We start from the raw sequence: 23560 nt of genomic DNA, 5'->3' as shown, positions 1-23560 counted from the left end.
CGCGTATGAAGCGCCGAGGTTTGGCCGACTACCTGCCCCTGTCACCGCTGCAGGAGGGCATGCTGTTCCACTCCCTCTACGACCGTGATGCCGTCGACGTCTACATGCCGCAGACGGTTCTGGAGTTCCGGGACGAGCTGGACGTCGAAGCGCTGCGCGTCGCCGTACACGCCCTGCTGGAACGCCATGTCAACCTCAAGGCCTGCTTCCGTACCGGGAAGAACCAGGGCGCACCGGTGCAGCTCATCCCCGCCGAGGTGGAGGTGCCGCTGCGCGAGGTCGACCTGACCGCGCTGCCCGAGCCCGAGCGTGAGGCCGAGCTGCGGCGGGTGCTGCACGCCGACCAGACGACCAGGTTCGACCTGGCCACGCCGCCGATGCTGCGCCTGATGGTGATACGCCGTGCGCACGACCGGACGCTGCTGGTGCTCACCCATCACCACATCCTGATGGACGGCTGGTCGGCCCCGCCGCTGTTCAGGGACCTGCTCACGCTCTACCGGCAGCACGGCGACCCGGCCGGGCTGCCGAGGGTGACGCCGTACAAGGACTACCTCGCCTGGCTGGCCGGGCAGGACGCCGACCGGGCGCGGCGGGCCTGGCGCGAGGAGCTCGACGACCTGCCCGAGCCCACGCTGGTCGCGGCCGAGCTCGGCGACCACGTCCCCTCGCTGCCCGACACGGCCGAGGTGGAGCTGGACGCCGGGCTGACCGACGCGCTCACCCGGCAGGCGCGCAAGGCCGGGCTCACGGTGAACACGGTGCTGCAGGGCATCTGGGGCGCGGCGCTCGCCCGGCTGCTCAGGCGCGACGACGTGCTGTTCGGCGCGACCGTCTCCGGCCGCCCGCCGGAGCTCGCGGGCGTCGAGGACATGGTCGGCCTGTTCATCAACACCGTCCCGGTACGGCTGCGCATCGGGCCGGGCGACTCCCTGGCCGACGTCTGCGCCCGGCTGCAGGGCACACAGGCGTCGCTGCTGGCCCATCACCATCTCGGCCTGGTGGAGATCCAGAAGCTGGCCGGAGGCGTCACGCTGTTCGACACGCTGATGGTGTTCGAGAACTATCCGCCCGCCAGCGACGAGGACAAGGACGCCGGAGCGCAGATCAGTGTGGTCGGCGTGCTCGGCACCGACGCCACGCACTACCCGCTGTCGCTCGCCGTGGCCCCCGGCGCCACCATGGGCCTGCGCCTGGACTACCAGCGCGACCTGTTCGACCGGGAGTCGGCCGAACGCATACTCGGCTGGCTGGTCAGGCTGGCCGAGTCGTTCGCCCGCGACCCCGGCACGCCCCTGGCCGACGTGGACGTGCTGCCGCCCGCCGAGCGCGAGCGGGTCCTGGTGACCAACAACGCCACGGCACACGAGGTACGGCCGCAGAGCCTGCCCGAGCTGTTCGCGGCCAGGGTCGCCGAGACGCCCGACGCCGTGGCCGTGGTGTGCGGCCTGACCACACTGACCTATGCCGACCTCGACGCCAGGTCCGCCCGGCTGGCGGGCGAGCTGGTCGCGAGGGGAGCCGGGCCGGAGCGCCTGGTCGGACTGGCGCTGCCACGCTCGGCCGACCTGGTCGTGGCGGTGCTGGCGATCCTCAGGTCGGGCGCGGCCTACGTGCCGATCGACCCCGACTACCCGGCCGCGCGCATCGCCTATCTCGTCGAGGACGCCGCGCCCGCCGTGGTGGTGACGACGCCGGGAGTGGAGCTGCCCGACGGCGTCGAGACCCTGCTGGTGCAGGACGCGCAGGCCGGACCCGGCGCCGGCCTGCTGCCCATGCCCGATCCGGCGAGCCCCGCGTACGTGATCTACACCTCCGGGTCGACCGGAGCGCCGAAGGGCGTCGTGGTCACCCATGCGAATGTGGTGAACCTCTTCCACGACCACCTGGCCGGCCTGTACCGCCCCCTCGCGGGCGCCGGAAGGTATCGGGTGGCGCTGGCCGCCTCGATCTCCTTCGACGCGTCGGTGGCCGGGCTGCTCTGGATGCTGGCCGGGCACGAACTGCACGTCCTGGACGACGAATGCCGCCACGACCCGGCCGCGTTCGTCGCCTACGCCCGGACGAACCGGATCGACCTGATCGACGTGACGCCGTCGTTCGCCGAAGAGCTCCTGGCCGCCGGACTGCTGACCGAGGCCAGGCCGTCGGCGCTGATCGTGGGCGGCGAGGCGATGGGCGAAGCGCTGGTCGAGGCCCTGGCGTCGGCGCGGGACACGGCCGTCTACAACTGCTACGGCCCGACCGAGTGCACGGTGGACGCGCTCTACCACCGCATGGACGGCGAGCGCGGCCAGGTCATCGGCCGTCCGGTGTGGAACGTGCGGGCCTACGTCCTGGACCCGAACGGCCGCCCGGCCCCGATCGGCGTGGTCGGCGAGCTGTACCTCGCCGGAGCGGGCGTCGCCAGGGGCTACCTCAACCGCCCGGCCCTCACCGCCGAACGCTTCCTGCCCTGCCCGTACGGCGAGCCCGGCGAGCGCATGTACCGCACCGGCGACCTCGTCAGGTGGCGGCCGGACGGCACGGTGGAGTACCTCGGCCGCGCCGACGAACAGGTGAAGATCCGGGGCTTCCGCGTCGAACCCGGCGAGGTGGAGAGCGTCCTGCTCAGGCACCCGGGAGTCGGCCGTGCCGTCGTGGTGCCGCGCGACGAGCGGCTGGTCGCCTATGTCGTGCCCTCGACCGGCGACGACGGCGCTTCGGGCCGTCAGGTCGAGGAGTGGCTGCAGCTGCACGAGTCCATCGAGCGCACCGATGTCGAGGCGGTCGCGTTCGGCGCCGACTTCGGCGGCTGGGACTCCAGCTACACGGGCGAGCCGATCCCGTCGGCCGAGATGGAGGACTGGCGTGCCGGTGTGATCTCGCGGATCGCCGAGCACCGGCCCAGGCGCGTCCTGGAGATCGGCGTGGGCACCGGGCTCCTGCTGGCCAAGCTGGTCGACCGGGTCGAGGCCTACTGGGGCACCGACCTGTCGCCGTCGGCGATAGCCCTGCTCGGCGAGCACGTGGCGGCGCAGGGCCTGACGGACAAGGTCAGACTGCGCGCCCAGCCCGCCGACGTGATCGAGGGGCTGCCCGCGGGCTTCTTCGACACCGTGGTCGTCAACTCCGTCGTGCAGTACTTCCCGAACGGCGCCTACCTGAGGCAGGTCCTCACCCAGGCGATCGACCTGCTGGCGCCCGGCGGCCGTGTGTTCGTCGGGGACGTGCGCAGAGGCGAGACGCTGCGCGCCCTGCACACCGCGATCCAGCTGGGCAGGGACGGCGCGGGCGAGGCCGGGTCCGCGGCGGCGGCGGTCGAACGGGCGACGCTGCTGGAGCGCGAACTGGTGATCGACCCGGAGTTCTTCACCACACTCGCGGCAGGCGACGACCGGATCGGCGCCGTCGACATCCAGCTGAAGCGCGGCGTCCCGCACAACGAGCTGACCAGGCACCGCTACGAGGTCGTGCTGCACAGGACGCCGCTCGACGTGCGCTCGGTGCGGGCCGTGCCCGAACTCGTCTGGGGCCGCGACGTGCACGACCTCGACGACCTGAGCCCGCACCTGGCCGAGACGGTACGCGTGCGCGCCATCCCCAACGCGCGGCTGGTCGGCGAGGTCGCCGCGGCCAAAGCGCTGGCCCAGGGCGGCTCACCCGAGTCGGCACGCGCGCACCTGAGCGCCGCCGCCGAGGCCGAGGACCCCGAGTCGCTGCGCGCGTGGGCCGCCGAGCGGGGCCGCTCGGCCTATCTGACCTGGTCGCCCGTACGCGCCGACGCCTTCGACGCCGTGTTCGTGCCGGGCACCGCCGCCCCCGCGGTGCTGGACGGCGTGTACCTGGACCGGGCGGACAGGCAGTGGCCGGACACGGTCAACGACCCCGCGGGCGCACGCCGTACCGGGGAGCTCGCCGTGGCGCTGCGGAGGTTCGCCGGGGAGTGGCTGCCCGACCACATGGTGCCCGCCGCGATCGTCGTGATGGACGCCCTGCCGCTCACCCCCAACGGCAAGCTCGACCGGGCCGGGCTGCCCGCGCCCGATCTGTCCGGGCTGGTCACCAGCCGGGAGCCGCGCAACGCCACCGAAGAGGTGCTGTGCCGGCTGTTCGCCGAGGTGCTGGGCATCGAGCGGGCCGGGATCGACGACGGGTTCTTCGAGCTGGGCGGCAACTCGCTGCTGGCCATCAGGCTCGCCTCGCGTATCCGTTCCGTGCTCGACCACGAGCTTCCGGTGCGCGTCGTCTTCGAGGCCCCGACGGCCGCGGCGCTCGCCCTGCGGCTGGGCGCCGACGCCAAGGACGCGGGGCTCGGCGTGCTGCTGCCGCTGCAGACGGGCGGGAGCAGGCCACCGCTGTTCTGCGTGCACCCGGCGGGCGGCCTGGCCTGGCCGTACGCCCGGCTGGTCGGGCGGCTCGACGCCGACCAGCCGTTGTACGGGATCCAGGCCAGGGGCATCACCGAGCCGGGCAGGCGGGCGCGCACGATCGCCGAGATGGCGGCCGACTACGCCGAGCAGATCCGCACCGTCGCCCCGCAGGGCCCGTACCGCCTCATGGGCTGGTCGTGGGGCGGCAGGATCGCACACGAGGTCGCCGTGCACCTGCGCAGGCTCGGACACCGGGTCGACCTGCTGGCGATGCTCGACGCCTACCCGGAGGCGATGTCGGACGCGGTGCCGACCGAGGCCGAGTTCATCGGCAACATCCTGAGCGAGGCCGGGTTCGACGTCGGCCTGCCCGAAGGGCGTCCGCTGACGTTCGCCCTGCTGCGCGAGGTGCTGAGCGCCGCGCAGTCGCCGCTGTCGGCGACCACCGGGGGCGGCCCGCCCGTGTCCGACCTCGACGAGGCCACACTCCGGGCGATCTACCAGGTCTACCGCAACGAGGAGGGCGTGGGCTCGCTGCCGCCCGACGCCGTGTTCGACGGCGACCTGCTGTTCGTCACGGCGGCGGTCGGCAAACCGGTGGCCTCGCCCGGCGAGCTGTGGCGCCCGTACGTCGCGGGGAGCGTCAAGGAGCACGAGATCGCCTGCGCCCATCACGAGATGACCGACCCCGGCCCGCTGGCCGAGATCGCCGCCCTGCTGGAGGCACACCTGGGAGAGGGGAACCGATGAGCACCACACAGAAACCGGAGCCGGTGGAGAACATCCTGCCGCTCGGCCGCAACAGGGACTTCCTGCTGCTGTGGACGGGAGCGGGGTTCACCTCGCTCGGGGCCATGCTCACCATGGTCATCTACCCGCTGCTGGTGCTCTGGCAGACCGACTCCATCGTCGCCGCCGGACTGATCGCGGCGGCCGTGTCGCTGCCTCACCTGCTCGTCCAGGTTCCGGCGGGCGCCGTCGTCGACCGTTACGACCGCCGCCGTCTGATGATCTTCGCCGACCTCGGCTGCCTGGTGGTCGCCGTCAGCGTGCTGATCGCCGTCATGGCCGACGCGGTGTGGCTGCCGCATCTGATCATCGCGGCCTTCGTCCAGGGCAGTCTGAGCATCTTCTACGAACTGGCCGAGCGCTCGGCCGTACGCCATCTGGTGCACGAGAGCCAGGTGCCGGTCGCGCTGAGCCGCAACGAGGCCCGGATGCAGGGCGTGAGCATGCTGGCCAGCCCGCTGGGCACCATGCTGTTCAGCCTGCTGCGCTGGACGCCGTTCCTGCTGACCGCGGTGATGCACCTGCTCTCGCTGATCCAGCTGCTGTTCATCCGCAAGCGCTTCCAGGACGCCGAGCGCGCGCCGGGCCCGAGGGGCAGGCTGTACGCGGAGATCGGCGAGGGGATCGGCTGGCTGTGGCGACGGCCGTTCCTGCGCACGGCGATGCTGCTGATCTCGGTCAGCAACATGATCTTCGTGGGCATGACGCTGACCCTGCTCGCCGTCGTCAAGGACTCCGGGCACTCGCCCGCGATCGTCGGCTTCGTGGTCACCGCGGGCGGGATCGGCGGCATGGCCGGTGCGATGACCGCCACCTGGTGGCGGCAGCGGGTCACGATGCGGGCGATCATCTGCGGCGGCCTCCTGGTGTGGGCGCTGTGCATCGCGCCGCTCGCCGTGATCACCCATCCCGTGCTGCTCGGCCTGCTGTTCGCCTGCAACGGCTACGTGTCGGGCGTGTTCAATGTGGCCGGGTCGGTCTATGCCATGCAGGTGACGCCCGACCAGCTGTTCGGCCGGGTGATGAGCGTGATGATGACCCTGGGGTCGGGCGCCAACTTCCTCGGCAGTCTGCTCGCGGGCGTCGCGCTGAGCTGGTGGGGGGTGACGAACTCGGTGCTCGGCATGGCCGCGCTGATGGGCTCGCTCGTCGTGGTGGCCCTGTTCAACTCCTCCGTCCGCGAGGTCGTCCACACCCCGCACGGAGGGCGGCTGCCGCGCCCCGGCGCCTGAGCCGACCTCCCCTTGAGCTGAAGTCCCCGGCGCGCCCCCGAGCCGGGGACTTCGTCACGTCCGGCGGGCGGCTGTACCTAGTACCACCTGGATACGGCACCAGGCATTACAGACGCCGCCACCTCCCGGCCGCCACAGTGAAATCATGCTAAGTCGGATCGGCACATTCTGTTTCCGCCGCCGCGGCTGGGTACTCGCGGCCTGGGTGGTCATCGTCATCGCGGGAGGCACGTCCGTCGGCCCCCTGCTCCACGCCGTCAGCTCCACCAACTTCATCAGGGGGCTGGAGGCCGACGAAGGCCAGCGGGCCCTGGTGGAGGGGCGCGACCACGGCCGTGAGTTCACCGCCGTCCTCACCGGGATCGACCCCGCCGCGCCCGCCCTCACCCAGGCGCTCGCCGACGTGCGGGCCATGCCAGGCGTGCACGCGGTCGGGGAGCCGCGCAAGGGCGACGGCGCGACGGGCGACGGTGGCGCGGGCGTCGCCGTACAGGTCCAGCTGGCCAAGGCCGACGACCAGAGCGGGCCGCTGCTGCGCTCGCAGGAGCGGCTCGGCGACCTGGCCGAAGGCGCTCAGGGGGTGAGCGTCAGGTTCGGCGGGATCGACCTGGTCTCCGACGACACCAACAGGCTGGCGCAGCAGGACATGGCCAACGCCACGATGTACTCGCTGCCCATCACCCTGCTCGTCCTTGTCTTCGTGTTCGGCGGCCTGCTGTCGGCGGGCATTCCCGTGATCACGGCGATCGCGACCATCGCCTCGTCGTTCGGCCTGATGCTGCTGGCCACCCGGGTGCTGCAGATCGACAACACCGTGCTCAGCGTGGTCGACCTGCTGGGGCTCGGGCTCTCCATCGACTACGGCCTGCTGCTGGTCGCCAGGTACCGCGAGGAGCTCGCCGCCGGGCACGACAGGCAGGAGGCGCTCGGCAGGGCCTGGGCGACGGCCGGCCGTACGGTGCTGTTCAGTGCGTTGACGGTCGCGGCGGCGCTGTCCAGCCTGCTGGTGATCCAGCAGCCGAGGCTGCAGACGATGGGCGCGGCGGGCATCGCGTCGGCCCTGCTCGGCATGCTCGCGGCCGTGACGCTCGTCCCGGCGCTGCTCGGGCTGTTCGGCAGGCGCGTCAAGCCCGCCAGGCGTCCGGTCTCGGGCGCCGGGCCCGGCCGTGGGGTGTTCGCCGGGATCGCGCGCGTCACGCAGCGCAGGCCCGTGCTCGTGCTGGCCGGTGTGCTGGTCGTGCTCGCGGTCGCGGCCAGTCCGCTGCTGCACCTCGACATCAGGATGGCCGGGGCCGACAGTGTGCCACCCGGACTGCAGTCGCTGCAGGTCGAACGCGAGGTGTCGCGCGACTACGGCTTCACCGGCAACCCGCCGCTGCGGGTGGTCGCCCGTACCGGCCCCGCCGAGCTGCAGGCGTGGAGCGCCTCCCTGCGCGGCGCGCCCGGCGTGGCCAGGATCGAGCCCGCGCGCGCCGAGGGTCCCGGGCTCTCCTCCATCGCCGTGCTCGTCAGCGGCGACGCCCAGGGCCCGGTCGCCAGGCAGGTCCTCGACCGGCTGCGCGCGAACCGGCCGCCCGGTGTCCGGTCGTGGGTGACGGGCGAGAGCGCCGGGATGTACGACCTGCTCGACCGGACCGCGCGCGACCTGCCGCTCGCCATCGCCGTGGCCGTGCTCGCGATGCTGGTGCTGCTGTTCCTCATGACGGGGTCGCTGGTGGCGCCGCTGGTCGCGGTGGTGCTGAACATCGTCTCGCTCTCGGCCACGTTCGGCATGCTGGTGCTGCTGTTCCAGGACGGCCGGCTTTCCGGTGTGCTGGACACGCTGGTCGTCGACGGGCTGAGCGTGTATCTGCTGGTCACCGTGTTCGCCTTCGGATTCGCGTTCGCGATGGACTATCACGTGTTCCTGCTCGGCCGGATCAAGGAGTACGCCGACGGCGGGCACGACACGAACACCTCCGTACGGCACGGCCTGCAGCACAGCGGGCGGTTGATCACCCTGGCCGCGGTGGTCATGGCGATCGTCTTCGCCTGCTTCGGGGCCTCGAAGATCGGTGACATGGAGCAGCTCGGCCTCGGCCTGCTGGTCGCGGTGATCATCGACGCCACGCTGGTGCGCTGTCTGCTGCTGCCCGCCACCATGACCCTGCTGGGCCGCTGGAACTGGTGGGCGCCGAGCCTGATGCGCCGTGCGCACCGACGCGTCGGGCTGCGCGAGCACACGCACGCCGACGAGCCTTTGGCCAGGGTCTGATCTCTGGGGTTGTCTCGGGGCCGGGCGCATGGTTGCCTACCAGACGGAGACGGCCACACCGATGCGGGGCAACTGGGAGGTTCTCGTGACCGTCGGGGGCAGGGTGCTGCGTGCGCCCTGGCGAGTCGACACCTGGATGGCCACGTTCCAGATCGTCACGGGCGGCATCCTCGGGATGGCGACGTTCACCGTGCTCGGCGTGGTCGGCGCGGCGGTGCTGATGTTCGCCGTCGTCGGGTTCCGGTGGCTGCCGCTGTCCTTGCTGCTGTGGTGCGGCCGGGTGTGCACGCGGATGAACAGGTCCAGGTTCGCCGCCCTGCGGGGCGAGCCGATCCCGGCCGTCCTGCAGCCGCCGCCCGGCGGCCCCACCCTGCGCTCGCGCGTCCGGGCCGAGGCGCGCAGGCCCGTCACCCGCACCCGCCTGGTCTACGGCCTGGTCAACGGCATGGCGCTGATGCTGGGCACGGCCGTCTCGATGCTGCTGTGGACGATCGGCCTGCTGGGCACGCCGATCGCCGCCTACGCCTGGGCGCTTCCCGCGCGCAACGACTTCGGCTGGCGGCTGCACGAGCCGCTCACCCTGCTCGCGCTCACCTCGGTCGGCCTGGTGTGCCTGTTCGGCACGCCGTGGCTGGTCAGGGCGGTCGCCGCCTGGGACGCCGCCGTCGCGCGCAGCCTGCTGACCCCCTCGCGCACCGATCACCTGGCCCAGCGGGTCGAGGTCCTGGCCGAGAGCCAGGTACGCCTCATCGACGCGGCCGACGCCGAACGCAGGCGGATCGAGCGCGACCTGCACGACGGCACCCAGCAGCGGCTGACCTCGCTGGCGATGAATCTGGGCATCGCCAGGGAACTGCTCGCCCATCTCCCGCCCGCCGAGCACAAGCTCCTCGCCGACGCCCACGACGAAGCCATGCAGACGCTGACCGAGCTGCGGGGATTCGTCCGGGGGTTGCACCCGGCGGTGCTCGACGAACGCGGCCTGGACGCGGCGCTGTCCGGCATCGCCGCCAGGCTGCCGGTCTCGGTGTCGCTCACCGTCGACGTCGAGCCGAGGCCCGCCGCGACGATCGAGGCCGCGGCCTACTTCGTCGTCTCGGAGGCGCTGACCAATGTCACCAAGCACGCGGAGGCCGACGAGGTGCACATCGACGTCAACCGGCTCGACGACCGGCTGCGCATCCGCGTCGTCGACGACGGCAGGGGCGGCGCCAGCCCGGAACGCGGCACGGGGCTGCGCGGCCTGCGCGAACGCGTGGCGTCGGCGGGCGGCGAACTGGCCATCGACAGCCCGATAGGCGGGCCGACCGTGATCACAGTGGAGCTGCCGTGCGCGTCGTGATCGCCGAGGACTCCGCGCTGCTGCGCGAGGGCCTGGTCCGCCTGTTCGAACTGGCCGGCATCCAGGTCGTCTCGACGGCATCGGACCCGGACGGCCTGCTGGCCGCCGTCGAACTGCACCGGCCGGACCTCGCGCTCATCGACGTGCGGATGCCGCCCACGCAGACCGACGAGGGCATGCGGGCCGCGGTGGTCGTGCGCAAGCGGTGGCCGGAGGTCGCCGTGCTGGTCCTGTCGCAGTACGTCGAGGAGCGCTACGCCATCGAGCTGCTCGCGGGGGAGTCGAGCGGTCTGGGCTACCTGCTCAAGGACCGGGTGGGCAACTTCAGCCAGTTCCTCGAAGCCGTGCGCCGCGTCGCCGCCGGAGGCACCGCGCTCGACCCCGAGGTGGTCTCGCAACTGCTCATCAGGCGCAGGCCCGACAGCCTCACCCGGCTGTCGCAACGCGAGCGCGAGGTGTTGTCGCTGATGGCCGAAGGCCGCTCCAACGCCGGCATCGCGACGGGCCTGGCGATCAGCGAGAGCGCGGTCGCCAAGCACATCAACGGCATCTTCACCAAGCTCGACCTGCCCGCGGCCGACACCGACCACCGAAGGGTGCTCGCCGTGCTGAAGTACTTGAAGGCATGACCGCGTCCAGGCGGGCCCGCGCCGGTTGGATCACACTCGGGGCGGGCGTGGCCTTCCTCATCGTGGTGCTGAGCGGGATGTCGCTCTACTCCTGGCTGGCCAGGCAGAGCGAGACGCAGCGCCAGACCTACCGGCAGCCGGTCAGCCTGATCGAACTCGATCTCGGCATCGGCGAGGTGCGCCTGGTCGCGGGCGAGCCCGGCCAGGTCGGCCTCGAACGGCAGGTGACGTGGTCGGGACCCAAGCCGGTGCTGCGGGAGCGCTGGAAGGGCGAGACCTTCCACGTGGAGGCCAGGTGCGACGAGGACCTGCTGATCGCGGCCTGCTGGGTCGGCTACACGCTCACCGTGCCCGCCGGGGTCACGGTCGACGTGCGCACCTCCGAAGGCGACATCACGCTGAGCGACCTGACCGGCGAGCTCCGCCTGGCCAGTGCGACCGGCACGATCACCGGCACCGGGCTGCGCACGGCCGACGTCGGGGCGGCCACGCAACTGGGCGACATCGCGCTGCGTTTCGTCCAGGCGCCGGGCTCGCTGCGGGCGAATTCCGAAGCCGGCGACATCGATCTGGAGGTGCCCGAAGGCGACGCCTACGCCCTCGACATTCGCGGCGGCGCGGGCGAGCAGAATATCGGCGTGCGCGCCACCGCCGACGCCGTGAATACTATTTTCGTACGCAACGCGGCGGGCGGAATTCGGGTAGCGTATTTGGGGTCGTGAATAGCAGGAGAAAGCGCCTCCGCCGGTCTTCGCCCACGCCTCAGGCGAGGGCGCGGCCGGCCGTGGGGTCGCGTGCCGCCTTCGAGGCGGGCTCCGGCGCCGCTCTGCTCGGACACTCGGCACACCCGCCGACCGGCCTGCGAATCAGCAGCACCGGGCACCAGTCGCGGTCGTCTGCAGGGGCCCTGTCGCCGTTGCGCGTCTCCCTCATCCGTCCATGGTGTCAGGTTCCGCGACGCCTGTCGGTACTGTCTGCACCACCTTTTCGGCGGTACCTGGTTACACCCTCGAAGGTGAAACCAGTGCCCTCTGCCGTACATTTCTTTGCGAACGACAATTGCGGTCCGCGCGACTATTCCGTGCCCTGCTATAGTTCCGCTATATTCGACGGAAGCGTTGAAATTCCGCCCATCGGCAGGCAGGATTAATCTGCATATCACCCGTATACCGGGTGCGCCGCCGAGCACGAGCCATCCGGAGAAACGGTATGAAGACTCCTCTTCCTGCCGTGCGGGAACGGGCTGAGACCAACCCCGACCTCGTACGGCCACGCGCCGCCGTCTCCCCGTTCGCGGGAGGCCGTGAGGTGCGCCAGTGCTGAGCATCGCATTGAGCACGCTCAAGGCGCGCTGGGTGGCCTTCGTCGCGGCGCTCGTCGCGCTCGCGCTCGGCGTCGGCGTCATCGCCACCATCGCCCTGGTGATGAACTCGGCGCTCACCGGCTTCCCGCACGAACGCGCCGCGCTGACCGGGACCGTGGTGCTGCTCAGCGTGTCCGCCGGGGTGACCGGGTTCGCCACCGTCTTCATCGTGGCCTCCACCTTCGCCCTGACCGTCATCCAGCGCACGCGGGAGCTGGCGCTGCTGCGCCTGGTCGGGGCCACCCCGCGCCAGGTGCGGCGGATGATCCTGGTCGAGGCGCTGCTGCTGGCCGGCGTCGGCTGCACGATCGGCGTCCTGATCAGCCTGGCGGGCGCCCCAGTGCTGGCCGGTGTGCTGGTCTCGGGCGGCATGGCGCCGTCGTGGTTCACCGTGTCCGTCTCGCCGCTGCCGCTCGTGCTCGCCTGTCTGGCCGGGCTGGCGGTGACGGCGCTGAGCGTCTCGGCCGCCTCGCGGCGCGCGGCGACCATCCAGCCGACGCAGTCGCTGCGTGAGGCGGCGGGCGATCCGCCACCCACCCACCGGGGCCGCTCGGCGCAGACCCTGTGGGGCGTCGTCCTCCTGGTGATCTCGATCATGGGCATGGGGGTTGTCGCGGCCGTCATGCCGGAGATCGCCACGGTGCCGGTGGTCTATCTGTGGGTGCTCCTCTGCCTGGTCGGGGCGGTGGCCCTGCTCGCTCCTGCGCTCGTTCCGCCCATCCTCAGGGTGCTGACCCTGCCCTGGGCGCGTGGCGGCAGTGCGATCGGCACGCTGGTCCGCGAGAACACCCTGAGCATGGCTCGCCGTACGGCGGCGACCACACTGCCGATCCTCATCACGGCCGGTATGTCGATCAGCCTGCTCGGCGCCCTGGAGACGATCGGCCAGGCGCAGGTGAAGGAGGCGGGCAGCCGGTTGCGCGCCGGGCACGTGCTGGTGCCCGCCGGTGACGCCATGATCAGTGCGAAGGCGCTCGACGAGGCCCGTGCCATACCCGGGGTCGAGCTGGCCCCGCTGGCGCCGATGACGGTGAGCACGACCATCGAGCCCGGCAGCTCCTACGAGTTCTGGGGCTACGCCACCGACCCCGCGCGCCTGGCCGCGATGACCTCGCTGCCGCTGACCTCGGGCTCGCTGCGCGACCTCGGGCCCGGCACCATCGTGGTCTCCGACCTGTGGGAGCTCGGCGTCGGCCAGCGCGTCCAGGTCACCCCGGCGGGCGGCAAGCAGGTGTCGCTCACGGTGGCCGCCGTGGTGGGCAACAGCACCAGCGGCGCCGACTTCTACCTCGACTCCTCCTACGGCGGGGCCAACCCGGCGGAGGTGGCCTATGTCGACGCCACCGGCGCCGCGGCGGCCGCACTGCGCGCCAGAAGCGCCGAACTGGGCGCCACCCTGCTGACCAAGAGCCAGTGGGTGGCCACGGTGGCCAACGGCGACCAGGGCACCAGCGTGATCGGCATGATGGTCACCCTCGGCATCGCCGTCGTCTACAGCTGCATCGCCATCGTCAACACCATGGTGATGGCGGCCACCGGCAGGCGGCGTGACCTGGCCCTGCTGCGGCTGATCGGAGCCACCTCACGGCAGGCGGTCGCCGCGCTGCTGGTGGAGTCGATCGTGGTCGTGGCCGTCGCGCTGATCCTGGCCGTGGGGGCGTCCGCGATCAACTTCGCCGGGCTGCTCGCCGCACTGAACCAGGTGGTTCCCGGGGCCTCGCTCGCCGTGCCCTGGGCGCCCGTTCTCGCGCTGGCCGCCACCAGCGCGCTGCTCGCCATCCTCGCCACGACGCTGACCGCGATGGCGGCTCTGCGTACTCCCGCCCTGGTGTCCGAGTGACCACAGAGAAGGTGACCGCCATGGACTTCGCCGTCGAGCTGCGCTCGGTGCACAAGACGTACGGGACCGGTGGCGCGGCGGTGACCGCGCTGGCGAACCTGAGCCTGACCTTCGCCACCGGCAGCTTCACCGCCGTGATGGGGCCGTCCGGATCGGGCAAGTCCACCCTGCTGCAGTGCGCGGCGGGCCTGGACCGGCCCGACGGCGGGCAGGTCCTGCTCACCGGCGTCGACCTGGCCGGGCTGGACGAGCACCGCCTGACCGTGCTGCGCCGGGAGCGGATGAGCTTCGTCTTCCAGGCGTTCAACCTGGTCGCCGCGCTCACCGCCGAGCAGAACGTCATGCTGCCGCTGCTGCTGTCCGGCCGCAAGCCCTCCAGCGACGAGGTCGGCAGCGCGCTGGCCGCGGTCGGCCTGGCCGAGCGCAGGTCGCACCGGCCCTCCGAGCTGTCCGGCGGGCAGCAGCAGCGCGTGGCGCTCGCCCGCGCGCTCATCACCGGCCCGGCCGTGCTGTTCGCCGACGAGCCGACCGGGGCGCTGGACACGCGCAGCGCCAAGGAGGTGCTGGAACTGCTGCGCACCATGGTCGACAGGCACGGCCGTACCGTGATCATGGTGACGCACGACCCGGTCGCCGCCTCCTACGCCGACACGGTCGTGTTCCTGACCGACGGCCGGGTGGTCGACACGCTGCACCGGCCGAGCGCCGATCACATCGCCGCGCACATGACCCGTCTGGAACGCCGATGAGCCCCTACTACGGCGACCTGTGGGTACGCCGCTTCCATAACGCCTCGCCCGGCGCACCCCGGCTTGTCTGCCTTCCGCATGCCGGGGGGTCGGCCGGGTTCTTCCTGGCGTTGTCGCAGGAGCTGTCGCCGGAGGTGGAGGTGCTGGCGATCCAGTACCCCGGGCGGCAGGACCGGGTCGCCGAGCCGTGCGTCGACGACATCCACGTCCTGGCCGACGAGATCTTCCGCCGCGTGCGCAAGCTCGACGGGCCGCCCCCGGCGCTGCTGGGCCACAGCATGGGCGCCACCGTCGCCTTCGAGGTGGCGCTGCGCCTGGAGGCCGACGGGTTCGAGGTGCCGCACCTGTTCGTCTCGGCCGCACGTGGCCCGTCGGCCGAGCGCTCCGAAGGCGTGCACCTGCGCGACGACAACGCGATCATCGCCGAGGTACGCCGCCTGAACGGCACCGACGACGCCCTCCTGTCCGACCCCGACCTGATGCGCCTGGTCCTCGGCACCATCCGCAACGACTACAAGGCCATCGAGACCTACACCCCCACCGCCACCCTCCTGACCTGCCCCACCACCTCCCTCGTCGGCACCACCGACCCCGGCACCACCCTCCCTGCCGCCCACCTGTGGCGCGACCACACCCAGGGCCCCTTCGCCCTGCACCCCTTCCCGGGCGGCCACTTCTACCTGATGGACGAAACCCTCCCGGTGGCGCAACTGGTCCGCCGAACGCTGGGGCGCCTCGACTAGCAGTCGTCGGCCGAGCACTCCCACAGGGCGCTCACCGGAGCGGCGATCATCCGCTCGCCGAAGGAGAACGTCTGCCGGCCGGTGTGCAGCACGACACCGGCGACGAAGTCGGCGCCCACCCTGTCAGCCAGGTGCCTGAGCCCCCTGAAGTCGTCGGGCCGCACGGTCGAGGCGGCCTTGACCTCGATGCCGACCACGCGCCCCTGCCGGGTCTCCAGGACCGCGTCGACCTCGACCTTGTCCTTGGTCCGGTAGTGGTACAGCTCGGCGAGCGTCTGCGACCAGGTGGCCTGCCTGGCCAGCTCCATGAGGACGAATCCCTCCAGCAACGGCTCGAACGGCGAGCCCGGACGCAGGAGCCCGTGCTCGTCGGCGGCGAGGAGGTTCGCGGCCACGCCCGAGTCGGTGAAGGCGACCTTGGGAGTGTGGACGGCCCGGCTGCTGATGTTCTTCGACCAGGCAGGAATGCGCTTGACCAGGAATACCTCCTCCAGGAGGGCGAGGAAGCGCGAGGTGGTCGTCGCGGGAAGGCCGAGGTCGCGGCTCAGCGCGTGAGGGACGAGAAGCTGCCCGGAACGTGCCGCCAGCAGCCTGATCAGGGCTCGCAGCTCCGTGGTGCGCTCGATCTCGGACAACTGCATGACATCGCGGTTGATCAGATCGCCGACGTAGGAGTCGAAGAAGCGCTGCCTGCGCCTGGCGTTCGGACGCGCGACCGCCTCGGGAAACCCGCCGCGCACCAGACGACCGGTGTAGTCGGCCCGCGAGGCCTGCGAGGTGTGGCGCAGCTCCGGCCCCATCGCGAAGATCGCGTCGATGAAGCCGTCGGGCCGTCCGTCGATCTCCCCCTGCGCGAACGGCCACAGCTCGATGGTCTCCATCCGCCCTGGCAGGGTGTCGGGCAGGTCGCGCAGGGCCAGCAGGCGGGAGGAGCCGGTCAGCAGGTAGCGGCCGGGCCGGGGATCGGCGTCGACCTGTGACTTGATGGCGAGCAGCAGGCCGGGCGCTCGCTGGATCTCGTCGATGACCAGCCGGTCGGAGAAGTCGACGAAACCGCCGGGGTCGCTCAGGGCGGCCTCGCGGGTCAGCGCGTCGTCCAGATCGCGCCACTCGGTGGCGGCTGGCTTGGCGAACTGCCGGACAAGTGTGCTCTTGCCCGCCTCACGGGCGCCGTTGACCAGCACGACACGCGTATCCGCCAACGCGTCTGCGATGGCGGACTCCGCGTGCCGTCGGATCAGGCGGCCCAAAGGCGTGGTGACCATGGGTTCAGCTTGCCAGACGCGGTGAGTTGGACGGCATGGTCGTGGTGAATTGGTCGCTGGGTTCGTGGTGAATCGGTCGCTGATCAGCGTGGGCGGTAGCAGCAGTAGGAGCCGGTTTGGATGGTGGCGTGGAGTTCCTCGGCGATGAGGGGGTCGATGGTGCTCACGCGTTGGACGGCTCGGCGGATGGCCTTGCCGACGGAGACGCGGGCGCGTTCGTCGTTGCCGGTGAAGGCGCGGGTACGGCCGGACAGGCCCGCCGCGGCGGCGAGTTCGGCCAGGAGCCAGTCGCGTTCGGCGCGTACGGCTTCCGCCCGGTCGGGCTCGCCCCGCGACTCGAAGGCGTCGATCTCGGCCTGCAGCTGGGCCAGGCGCTGCTTGTAGGTGCGTTTGGCCTGCTCGTCCAGCAGCGGCTGGCCGGACTCGGGCACGGCGGCGGCCGGGCCGGTGACCAGGTCGGCGGCGCGGATCTCGCAGCCGGGATTGGCCAGCAGGGTGGCCAGGTGACGCATGCCGACGGAGTGGTCGACCACGGCCGTGCGCCCGCCGAGTGCCAGCTCCCACCGCCTTCCGGCCCGCCTGCAGCTCAGCGCCTCGGCGGCGGCGGAGGCCGAGCCGGGAAGTGTCATCCCGAGCTCGGCCGCCTCCTTCGCCGCGAAGGTGAGCTCCTGCCGGGCCGCAGGGTCGTGCGGGCCGTGCAGAAGCGTGAGCGCCTGACCGAGCCGCCACTGCGACAGCACGGCGGCGGGCCAATGGCCGAGCTCGTGATTGCGGTCGACGGCCTGCCGGAAGTGCCCGGCCGCACGCGAGACCTCCCCGCAGGCCAGCGACGCCACCCCCAGCGTGTGCTGCACCGAGCCGAAGCACGCCGAACCGAGGCTGACCACGATCGGCAGCCCGGAGTACGGCAACAGCAGCTCGTAGGCGCGTCCGGCGGTCGCGGCGTCGCCGATGAGATGGGCGGCCTCGACCGCGCCGTACAGGGTGGACAGCCAGCTGCTGGAGCGCGGCAGGTCGGCCAGGTCGCGTCCGCGCAGCCTGGCGAGCATGCCGACGGCCGATCGCCGGTCGCCCGCGGCCGCGGCGGAGACGGCCAGGGCGGCGAAGTAGGCGTTGTCGACGACGCTGAGCACGGGGGAGTGCACCAGGTCGGACAGCAGGGGCGCCAGCTCGGCGACCCGGCCCTGGTACCAGCGGATGGCGACGAGCTGCCCGCCGTACCAGCCGGTGGTGTCGGCGTCTCCGGCCTCGGCGCCTCGGGCGGCGCAGGAGTCGGCCAGGGATTCGGCCTCCGCCAGGCGGCCCGCCCTGATGGCCAGCATGACCTCGATCGCACTGACCACGAACCCGGCGGCCAGGTGCTCGCGGCGGGCGAGTCCGGCGCGCAGTTCGGACAGCGAGCGTTCGGCATGCGGCGCGCCCGAGGTGAACAGGTCGACCGTACGCCAGAGCAGGCCCATGAGCAGGTCGCAGCGGTCGGGCGTGCGCGCGGCCTGGGCGATCAGCTCCTCGGCCAGGCCGAGTCTGGCCGAGGCGTGCTCGGGGGCGAGCAGGCAGTGGTGGGCCAGGCTGAGCGCCTCGGCCAGGGCCACGGGGTCGCCCATCCGCCTGGCCTCGGCGAGCACGCCGAGTATCGCCGCGTGCTCGCCCGCACGGTAGTCGTGCTCGGCGGCGAGCCTGGCCCGCAGCCGCAGGCCGAGCGGGGTGTGCCCGTCGACCCTGTCCAGGGCCGCGCCGAGCCGGGTGTGCAGGGTGGCGGCGCCCGCGCTGGTGCGGTGCTCGTGCACCCACAGTCCGGCGAGGCCGAGCGCCGCCCGGGCCATGGCCTCGCCGTCGTCGTGTGGTTCGGCGGCATGCCAGGCGCGGTCGAACCACTGCCTGGCCGCCTGCAGATTGCCCTCGCTGTGCAGGGCCTGCTCCCCGGCGGGTAACAGGCGTGCTGGATCGTCGCAGGGCGTCCGGCGCTCCTGCGACTCATGGACCACGCTCAATGCGTCCTCCCCGCAGCCGTTCCCGGCTGTTTCACGCGTCAAGGCCCCCCGGCATGTCCATCTGAATCCACCAGTGTCGGCGGCATCGCCCGCACGATGCACGCGACATGCCGGATAAGTAGAGAAATATGGCGGCGTCGGAAGCCCCGGACCGCCGTTCCACGCGTGTGTCCCCGGATGGAACGGCATGTCACGCCGTACCAGTGACACGAACACGTACCAGCCTGAGGAGAACTCATCATGGGGAACACGCGCCGCGCCCTGGCGACCTTCGTAGCCGCGCTGGCGGTGGGCTCGGCCGTCCTGACGGCGGCTCCGGCCCAGGCGTCGAGCGGACTGCTGCGTCTCGGCCAGAACCAGAACCTGGGCGGCACGGTCTGGCTCTTCGACGCCTCCAACCCGAACATCGCGAGCATCGGCGGCGACAAGGCCAGCTCTGTGCGCAACGACAGCACGACCGCCTGGGTGCTCTACGACGACCACGGCTATGCCGACCGCAGGTTCTGCATCACGCCGGGGCAGTACGTGCCGGACCTGCACATCTCGGCACTGAAGTTCGGCGACAAGATCTCGTCGGTCCGCAAGCTGGCCACCGCGAGCTGCTCCGGCTTCCCGATCTTCCCCTGAGTCCGCACCCGACAGGCGGGCCCGCCTACGGCCACAGGTGTAGCCTCGACGCCTCCCTGTGGCCGATGCCCGGCGGGCCCGCGCGGGCCAGGCTTTCCGGTATGTCACGTCCCCAGCGCTTCGGGTACGGCGTCGCGGCGCTGCTGCTCGCCTCCAGCGTGTTCCATCTGCTCGTCCACGCCATCGACGGCGGCGGCTGGGACGGGCCGGTGTCGTGGCGCAAGCCGATCCTGTTCGGGTTCTCCTTCGGGGTGACGCTGCTCTGCCTGACCTGGATCGCCGGGCGGGTACGGCTGAGCGCCGGGCAGGAGCGCCTGATCATCGGCGGGCTGGCCGTCTCCAGCACGGTCGAGACCGGGCTGATCGGCCTGCAGCGCTGGCGTGGCGTGCCCTCCCATCTGAACTTCGCCACGCTCGCCGACTCGCTGATCTCGGCCGTGCTCGCCGTCTTCGCCGTCGCCGGGCTGATCCCCGCCATCGTGGCGCTGACCGTACTGGCCTACCGGCGCTTCGAAGGCACGCCGAGCATGACGCTCGCGGTCAGGGCCGGGCTGGGCGTTCTGCTGCTCAGCCAGCTCGCGGGCGCGGCGCTGATCGCCAACGGCAGGGTCATCGGCCTGCCGCCGGAGGCGGCCGATCTGTCGATCTTCGGCGCCGCCGGGCAGCTCAAGGTGCCGCACGCCGTCACCCTGCACGCCCTTCAGGTGCTGCCGGTCCTGGCCGCCCTGCTCACCCTCACCACCTGGAGCGAGCGCGCGCGAACCCGTCTCGTCGCCCTCGCCGCGACAGGGTACGGCGGGCTGGTCCTGGTCGCCGTGCTCCAGGCGGCGCGTGGCCTGGCGCCCGCCGACCTCACCACCGCCTCGGGCGCCGTCCTCGTCGCCAGCGCCGCCGCGCTGCTCGGAGCGGGTACGGCGGCGCTGTGCCGAATCGACCTTGCGGTTGCTGGAGGGGGGCTGCAGGAGGGGGTCAGGCGGTGGCGAGCCGGTCGAACAGCTCCAGGGCGGCCTGCCGTACCTCCTCGGGGCTGATGCCGCTCAGCGCGGTGCGCGCCTCGTCGGTGTCGCGGGTGGTGGCGCAGGTGATGGCCACGGAGGCGGCGGCGGTCTGGCCGAGCGAACCGGTCGGCTCGTTGTCGGCCAGCTCCTTGGCGGTGGCGGCGAGATCGAGGATGTCGGTCAACGTGTGCTCCTCAGCGGTCGGCGGGCGGCTCGGGGGATCACGATCAGCCACTGGGGGGTGACGGGAGCCATCATGCCGGGTTTCGCCGCGGTTTCGGGCCCCCGTACGGGATTGACTCCCCGGAAGGCGCGCGCGGCGGCTCCAGCGGCGGTAGGGTCTCGGGCTGCTCCCGTCGTCCAGAGGCCGAGGACACACGCCCCCCGGGGCGTCGGGCGCCGGTTCGAATCCGGCCGGGAGCGCTGGCGGACAAGGTTGGCGAAGGATGTCGAAGGATGTCGATCGGAGGGTCTCGGGGGATTGCGGCGCGATACCGTCAGTGCGAAAGTCGTCACTGAAAGTGCAACGTGATCGCCGTCGGCACAGGAGAGTAGGCGCCCCCATGCAGGCATTCACACTGCCCGCCTTCTACATGACCTATCCGGCCCGGCTCAACCCCCATATGGAGCGCGCCAGAACGCACAGCGCCGCCTGGGCCGAGGCGATGGGCATGCTCGACGCCCGCACGCCGGGCGGCGGCCTGGTCTGGGACGCCGAGCGGCTGGCCAGGATGGACTACGCGCTGATGTGCGCCTACACCCATCCCGACTGCGACGGCGTCACCCTCGACCTGATCACCGACTGGTACGTCTGGGTCTTCTTCTTCGACGACCACTTTCTGGAGGAGTTCAAGTACTCCCGTGACTTCGCGGGCGCCAGGGCCTATCTCGACCGTCTTGAGCAGTTCATGACCCTGGACGGCCAGGAGTCGCCCGAACCGGCCAATCCCGCCGAGGCCGGGCTCAAGGACCTGTGGGAGCGCACGGTCCCCTCCATGTCGGCCGACTGGCGGCGGCGCTTCATCCTGAGCACGCACAACCTGATGGTCGAGTCCATGTGGGAGCTCGACAACATCGACAAGGGCCGCATCGCCAATCCGATCGAGTACATCCAGATGCGCCGCCGGGTCGGCGGAGCCCCCTGGTCGGCCAATCTGGTCGAGCACGCCGTCGGGGCCGAGATCCCCGAAGGGCTGGCCGAGAGCAGGCCGCTGCGGGTGCTCTGCGACACCTTCTCCGACGCGGTGCACCTGCGCAACGACCTGTTCTCCTACCAGCGTGAGGTGCAGGAGGAGGGCGAGAACTCCAACGCCGTCCTCGTCTTCGAGCGCTTCTTCGACTGCTCGACCCAGGAGGCCGCCGAGATCGTCAACGAGCAGCTCACCTCCAGGATGCAGCAGTTCGAGGACACGGCGCTGGGCGAGGTGCCCGCGCTCGTGCTGGAACGCGGCCTGGCGCCGCACGAGCAGCTGGCCATCGCCGCCTACGTCAAGGGGTTGCAGGACTGGCAGTCCGGCGGGCACGAATGGCACATCAGGTCCAGCCGGTACATGAACGAAGGCGCCACCTCGCTCGGCGGGCCCACCGGTCTCGGCACCGGCAGCACGCGTCTCGGGCTGCTGCAGCGGGCCCGTCGTCTCGCGCACACGCCGTTCAAGCCGGTCGGGCATCTGCCGTTGCCCGAGTTCCGCATGCCGTACCCGGTGAACGTCAATCCGCACGAGCCCGCCGCCCAGGAGTGGGCGCTCGGCTGGGCCAGGCGTGTGGGGCTGTTCGACGCGGTGCCCGGCCTCAGCGGCGGCGGCCTGTGGACCGAGGAGAGCTACCACGCCGCCGACCTGCCGTACTGCGCCTCCCGCATCCACCCCGACGCCGACGCCGAGGAGCTGATGCGGGCGGCCGACTGGCTGGCGTGGGGGACCTACGCCGACGACTACTACCCGGCCGTGTTCGGCGCGGCGCGTAACCTCACTGCGGCCAGGCTGTGCAACGAGCGGCTGACGGAGTTCATGCCGATCGACCTCGGGGTCACGCCGCAGCCGGCCAACCAGCTGGAGCTCGGCCTGCTCGACCTGTGGCGGCGCACGGCCACGCCGATGGCCGAGCACGACCGGGTGGCCTTCCGGCGGGCCGTTGAGGTCATGCTGGAGAGCTGGGTGTGGGAGCTGGGCAACCAGCTGGAGAACCGGGTGCCCGATCCGGTCGACTACATCGAGATGCGGCGCAGCACGTTCGGCTCCGACCTGACGATGGCGCTGGCCAAGATGTCGAAGGCCGACGTGGTGCCTGCCGAGCTCTACCAGACCCGCGTCATGCGCGAACTCGACACCGCGGCCCAGGACTACGCGTGTTTCACCAACGACCTGTTCTCCTACCAGAAGGAGATCCAGTTCGAGGGCGAGCTGCACAACATGGTCCTCGTCGTGGAGAACTTCCTCGGCCTCGACACCATCGCCGCCCGTGACGTCGTGGCCGACCTCATGACCCAGCGCATGCTCCAGTTCGAACAGATCGCCGACCACGACCTCCCCGCGATGCTGGCCGAACTCGACCTGGCCCCCGAGATCGACGAACAACTCCTGCAGCACGCGGCCGACCTGAAAAACTGGATGTCCGGCATCCTCGCCTGGCACCAAAAGGTAGACCGCTACACCGAACCCGAACTCCTCCGCCAACGCACCCCCGCATTCTCCTTCTTGCCCACTGGCCTAGGGACCTCGGCGGTACGGCTGGCAGCGGGGTGAACGCTTTCCCGGGCTCCCCTTGGTGGGAGTTCGGGAGCGGGACCTTGGATCGGGTGCTCGGGAGCCCGGAGGCCCTGAAGCCCTGAAGCCCTGAAGCGGGACTTTGGGGGCGGGAGCTCCAGGAGTTGTTGCCGCTCCCGGGGGTTGTTTCCGTGCGGAGTTTCGATCTGGGGGATACAACGGGCTGGATCAGGCTGGGGCGAGGCGAGGCCGTCCTCGGGCGCAGGCGCACATGGGCGGCCAAACCCGGCCAAGTTTGACGGGCTTTCACCGGCTTTGGCAGGTGTTAGGTCGAGGCTTGGCCGGTCCTGGCCGGTCCTGGCCGGTCCTGGCCGGTCCTGGCCGGTCCTGGCAGGGCTTGGCGGGAATGGCGGGATTGGCGGGCAGCTCGGGGTGTTTCCCGGGAAGGCTTGACGGGCCCTCGGGCGGGCTTGCCGGGCCTCCGGGAGGGTGGGCTTGAAGCTTGAGGTACCTGCGGGGGGCGGCTTGCAGTTAGCTCCTGGCGGGGCGAGCTTGAGGCGTCTTCCGGGGGTTGGCCTGAGGTGCTTCCCAGATGTGCCTTCTGGGGCGACGTGCGGGTTGCCCTATGGGCAGGCGAGATGCCCCATGAACGGCGAGACGCCCTATGGGCAAGTGAGGCTG

At 71.5% G+C, this 23560-nt stretch carries 16 protein-coding genes and 1 tRNA gene; 13 read left to right on the top strand and 4 right to left on the bottom strand.

What is annotated here, in order from left to right:
- Positions 1-5: 5 nt before the first annotated feature.
- The 6 genes from ACTWNK_RS32850 (at position 6) to ACTWNK_RS32825 (ending at position 11320) form a co-directional block, all read left to right on the top strand.
- Positions 6-5102, top strand: coding sequence for a non-ribosomal peptide synthetase (locus ACTWNK_RS32850; RefSeq protein ID WP_474308796.1), 5097 nt, complete (start codon positions 6-8; stop codon positions 5100-5102).
- Entirely contained in the window at positions 5099-6373 is a 1275-nt protein-coding gene (locus tag ACTWNK_RS32845; protein ID WP_474308795.1) for an MFS transporter, read from the top strand. Before ACTWNK_RS32850 ends, ACTWNK_RS32845 begins: the two co-directional genes overlap by 4 nt.
- 145 nt (positions 6374-6518) lie before the next feature.
- The gene (locus ACTWNK_RS32840; protein WP_474308794.1) at positions 6519-8627 is read left to right on the top strand and encodes an MMPL family transporter; all 2109 of its coding nucleotides are present in this window, start codon (positions 6519-6521) and stop codon (positions 8625-8627) included.
- Positions 8628-8712: 85 nt separating this feature from the next.
- Positions 8713-9969 (top strand): sensor histidine kinase, encoded by a 1257-nt coding sequence (locus ACTWNK_RS32835; protein WP_474308793.1) that lies wholly within the window; start codon positions 8713-8715, stop codon positions 9967-9969.
- Positions 9957-10598, top strand: a complete 642-nt coding sequence (locus tag ACTWNK_RS32830) for a response regulator transcription factor (protein ID WP_474308792.1) — start codon at positions 9957-9959, stop codon at positions 10596-10598. The genes ACTWNK_RS32835 and ACTWNK_RS32830 overlap by 13 nt, the downstream gene beginning before the upstream one ends.
- On the top strand, positions 10595-11320 hold the full coding sequence (locus ACTWNK_RS32825; protein ID WP_474308791.1) for a DUF4097 family beta strand repeat-containing protein: 726 nt from the start codon (positions 10595-10597) through the stop codon (positions 11318-11320). The genes ACTWNK_RS32830 and ACTWNK_RS32825 overlap by 4 nt, the downstream gene beginning before the upstream one ends.
- A 40-nt stretch (positions 11321-11360) precedes the next feature.
- Here ACTWNK_RS32825 and ACTWNK_RS32820 read toward each other — a convergent pair whose 3' ends face one another.
- The gene (locus ACTWNK_RS32820; protein ID WP_474308790.1) at positions 11361-11531 is read right to left on the bottom strand and encodes a hypothetical protein; all 171 of its coding nucleotides are present in this window, start codon (positions 11529-11531) and stop codon (positions 11361-11363) included.
- Between the two features lie 383 nt (positions 11532-11914).
- On the opposite strand from ACTWNK_RS32820, the gene ACTWNK_RS32815 reads away from it, so the two are divergent.
- Genes ACTWNK_RS32815 through ACTWNK_RS32805 form a run of 3 tightly spaced genes read left to right on the top strand, consistent with a single transcriptional unit; the run spans position 11915 to position 15293 of the window.
- Positions 11915-13801 carry an ABC transporter permease gene (locus ACTWNK_RS32815; protein ID WP_474308789.1) on the top strand — a complete coding sequence of 629 codons (1887 nt, stop codon included), beginning with the start codon at positions 11915-11917 and terminating at the stop codon, positions 13799-13801.
- Positions 13798-14550 carry an ABC transporter ATP-binding protein gene (locus tag ACTWNK_RS32810; RefSeq protein WP_474308788.1) on the top strand — a complete coding sequence of 251 codons (753 nt, stop codon included), beginning with the start codon at positions 13798-13800 and terminating at the stop codon, positions 14548-14550. The genes ACTWNK_RS32815 and ACTWNK_RS32810 overlap by 4 nt, the downstream gene beginning before the upstream one ends.
- Positions 14547-15293 (top strand): thioesterase II family protein, encoded by a 747-nt coding sequence (locus ACTWNK_RS32805; protein WP_474308787.1) that lies wholly within the window; start codon positions 14547-14549, stop codon positions 15291-15293. The genes ACTWNK_RS32810 and ACTWNK_RS32805 overlap by 4 nt, the downstream gene beginning before the upstream one ends.
- Here ACTWNK_RS32805 and ACTWNK_RS32800 read toward each other — a convergent pair.
- Together ACTWNK_RS32800 and ACTWNK_RS32795 are read right to left on the bottom strand one after the other, a co-directional pair.
- Positions 15290-16495, bottom strand: a complete 1206-nt coding sequence (locus tag ACTWNK_RS32800) for an ATP-binding protein (protein WP_474308786.1) — start codon at positions 16493-16495, stop codon at positions 15290-15292. The two genes, ACTWNK_RS32805 and ACTWNK_RS32800, sit on opposite strands and share 4 nt — an antisense overlap.
- A 146-nt stretch (positions 16496-16641) precedes the next feature.
- Positions 16642-18543: a hypothetical protein gene (locus ACTWNK_RS32795; RefSeq protein WP_474311046.1), complete on the bottom strand. Its 1902-nt coding sequence runs from the start codon at positions 18541-18543 to the stop codon at positions 16642-16644.
- Positions 18544-18789: 246 nt separating this feature from the next.
- Between ACTWNK_RS32795 and ACTWNK_RS32790 the strand changes: the two genes are divergently transcribed.
- Together ACTWNK_RS32790 and ACTWNK_RS32785 are read left to right on the top strand one after the other, a co-directional pair.
- On the top strand, positions 18790-19176 hold the full coding sequence (locus tag ACTWNK_RS32790; RefSeq protein WP_474308785.1) for a peptidase inhibitor family I36 protein: 387 nt from the start codon (positions 18790-18792) through the stop codon (positions 19174-19176).
- Positions 19177-19277: 101 nt separating this feature from the next.
- A complete protein-coding gene (locus ACTWNK_RS32785) occupies positions 19278-20207 on the top strand; it encodes a hypothetical protein (protein WP_474308784.1) in 930 nt (309 codons plus the stop codon).
- On the opposite strand, the gene ACTWNK_RS32780 is transcribed toward ACTWNK_RS32785, so the two are convergent.
- Positions 20146-20358 (bottom strand): hypothetical protein, encoded by a 213-nt coding sequence (locus tag ACTWNK_RS32780; protein WP_474308783.1) that lies wholly within the window; start codon positions 20356-20358, stop codon positions 20146-20148. The genes ACTWNK_RS32785 and ACTWNK_RS32780 overlap by 62 nt on opposite strands.
- A 165-nt stretch (positions 20359-20523) precedes the next feature.
- Here ACTWNK_RS32780 and ACTWNK_RS32775 point away from each other — a divergent pair.
- Both ACTWNK_RS32775 and ACTWNK_RS32770 read left to right on the top strand, forming a co-directional pair.
- Positions 20524-20597, top strand: a tRNA-OTHER gene (locus tag ACTWNK_RS32775).
- Between the two features lie 140 nt (positions 20598-20737).
- A complete protein-coding gene (locus ACTWNK_RS32770; RefSeq protein WP_474308782.1) occupies positions 20738-22918 on the top strand; it encodes a terpene synthase family protein in 2181 nt (726 codons plus the stop codon).
- Positions 22919-23560: the final 642 nt, after the last annotated feature.

This window comes from Nonomuraea sp. IBHARD001, from assembly GCF_056106265.1.
Note: the sequence above shows the minus strand (reverse complement) of the source record. Positions and strands in the feature narration are given on the sequence as shown.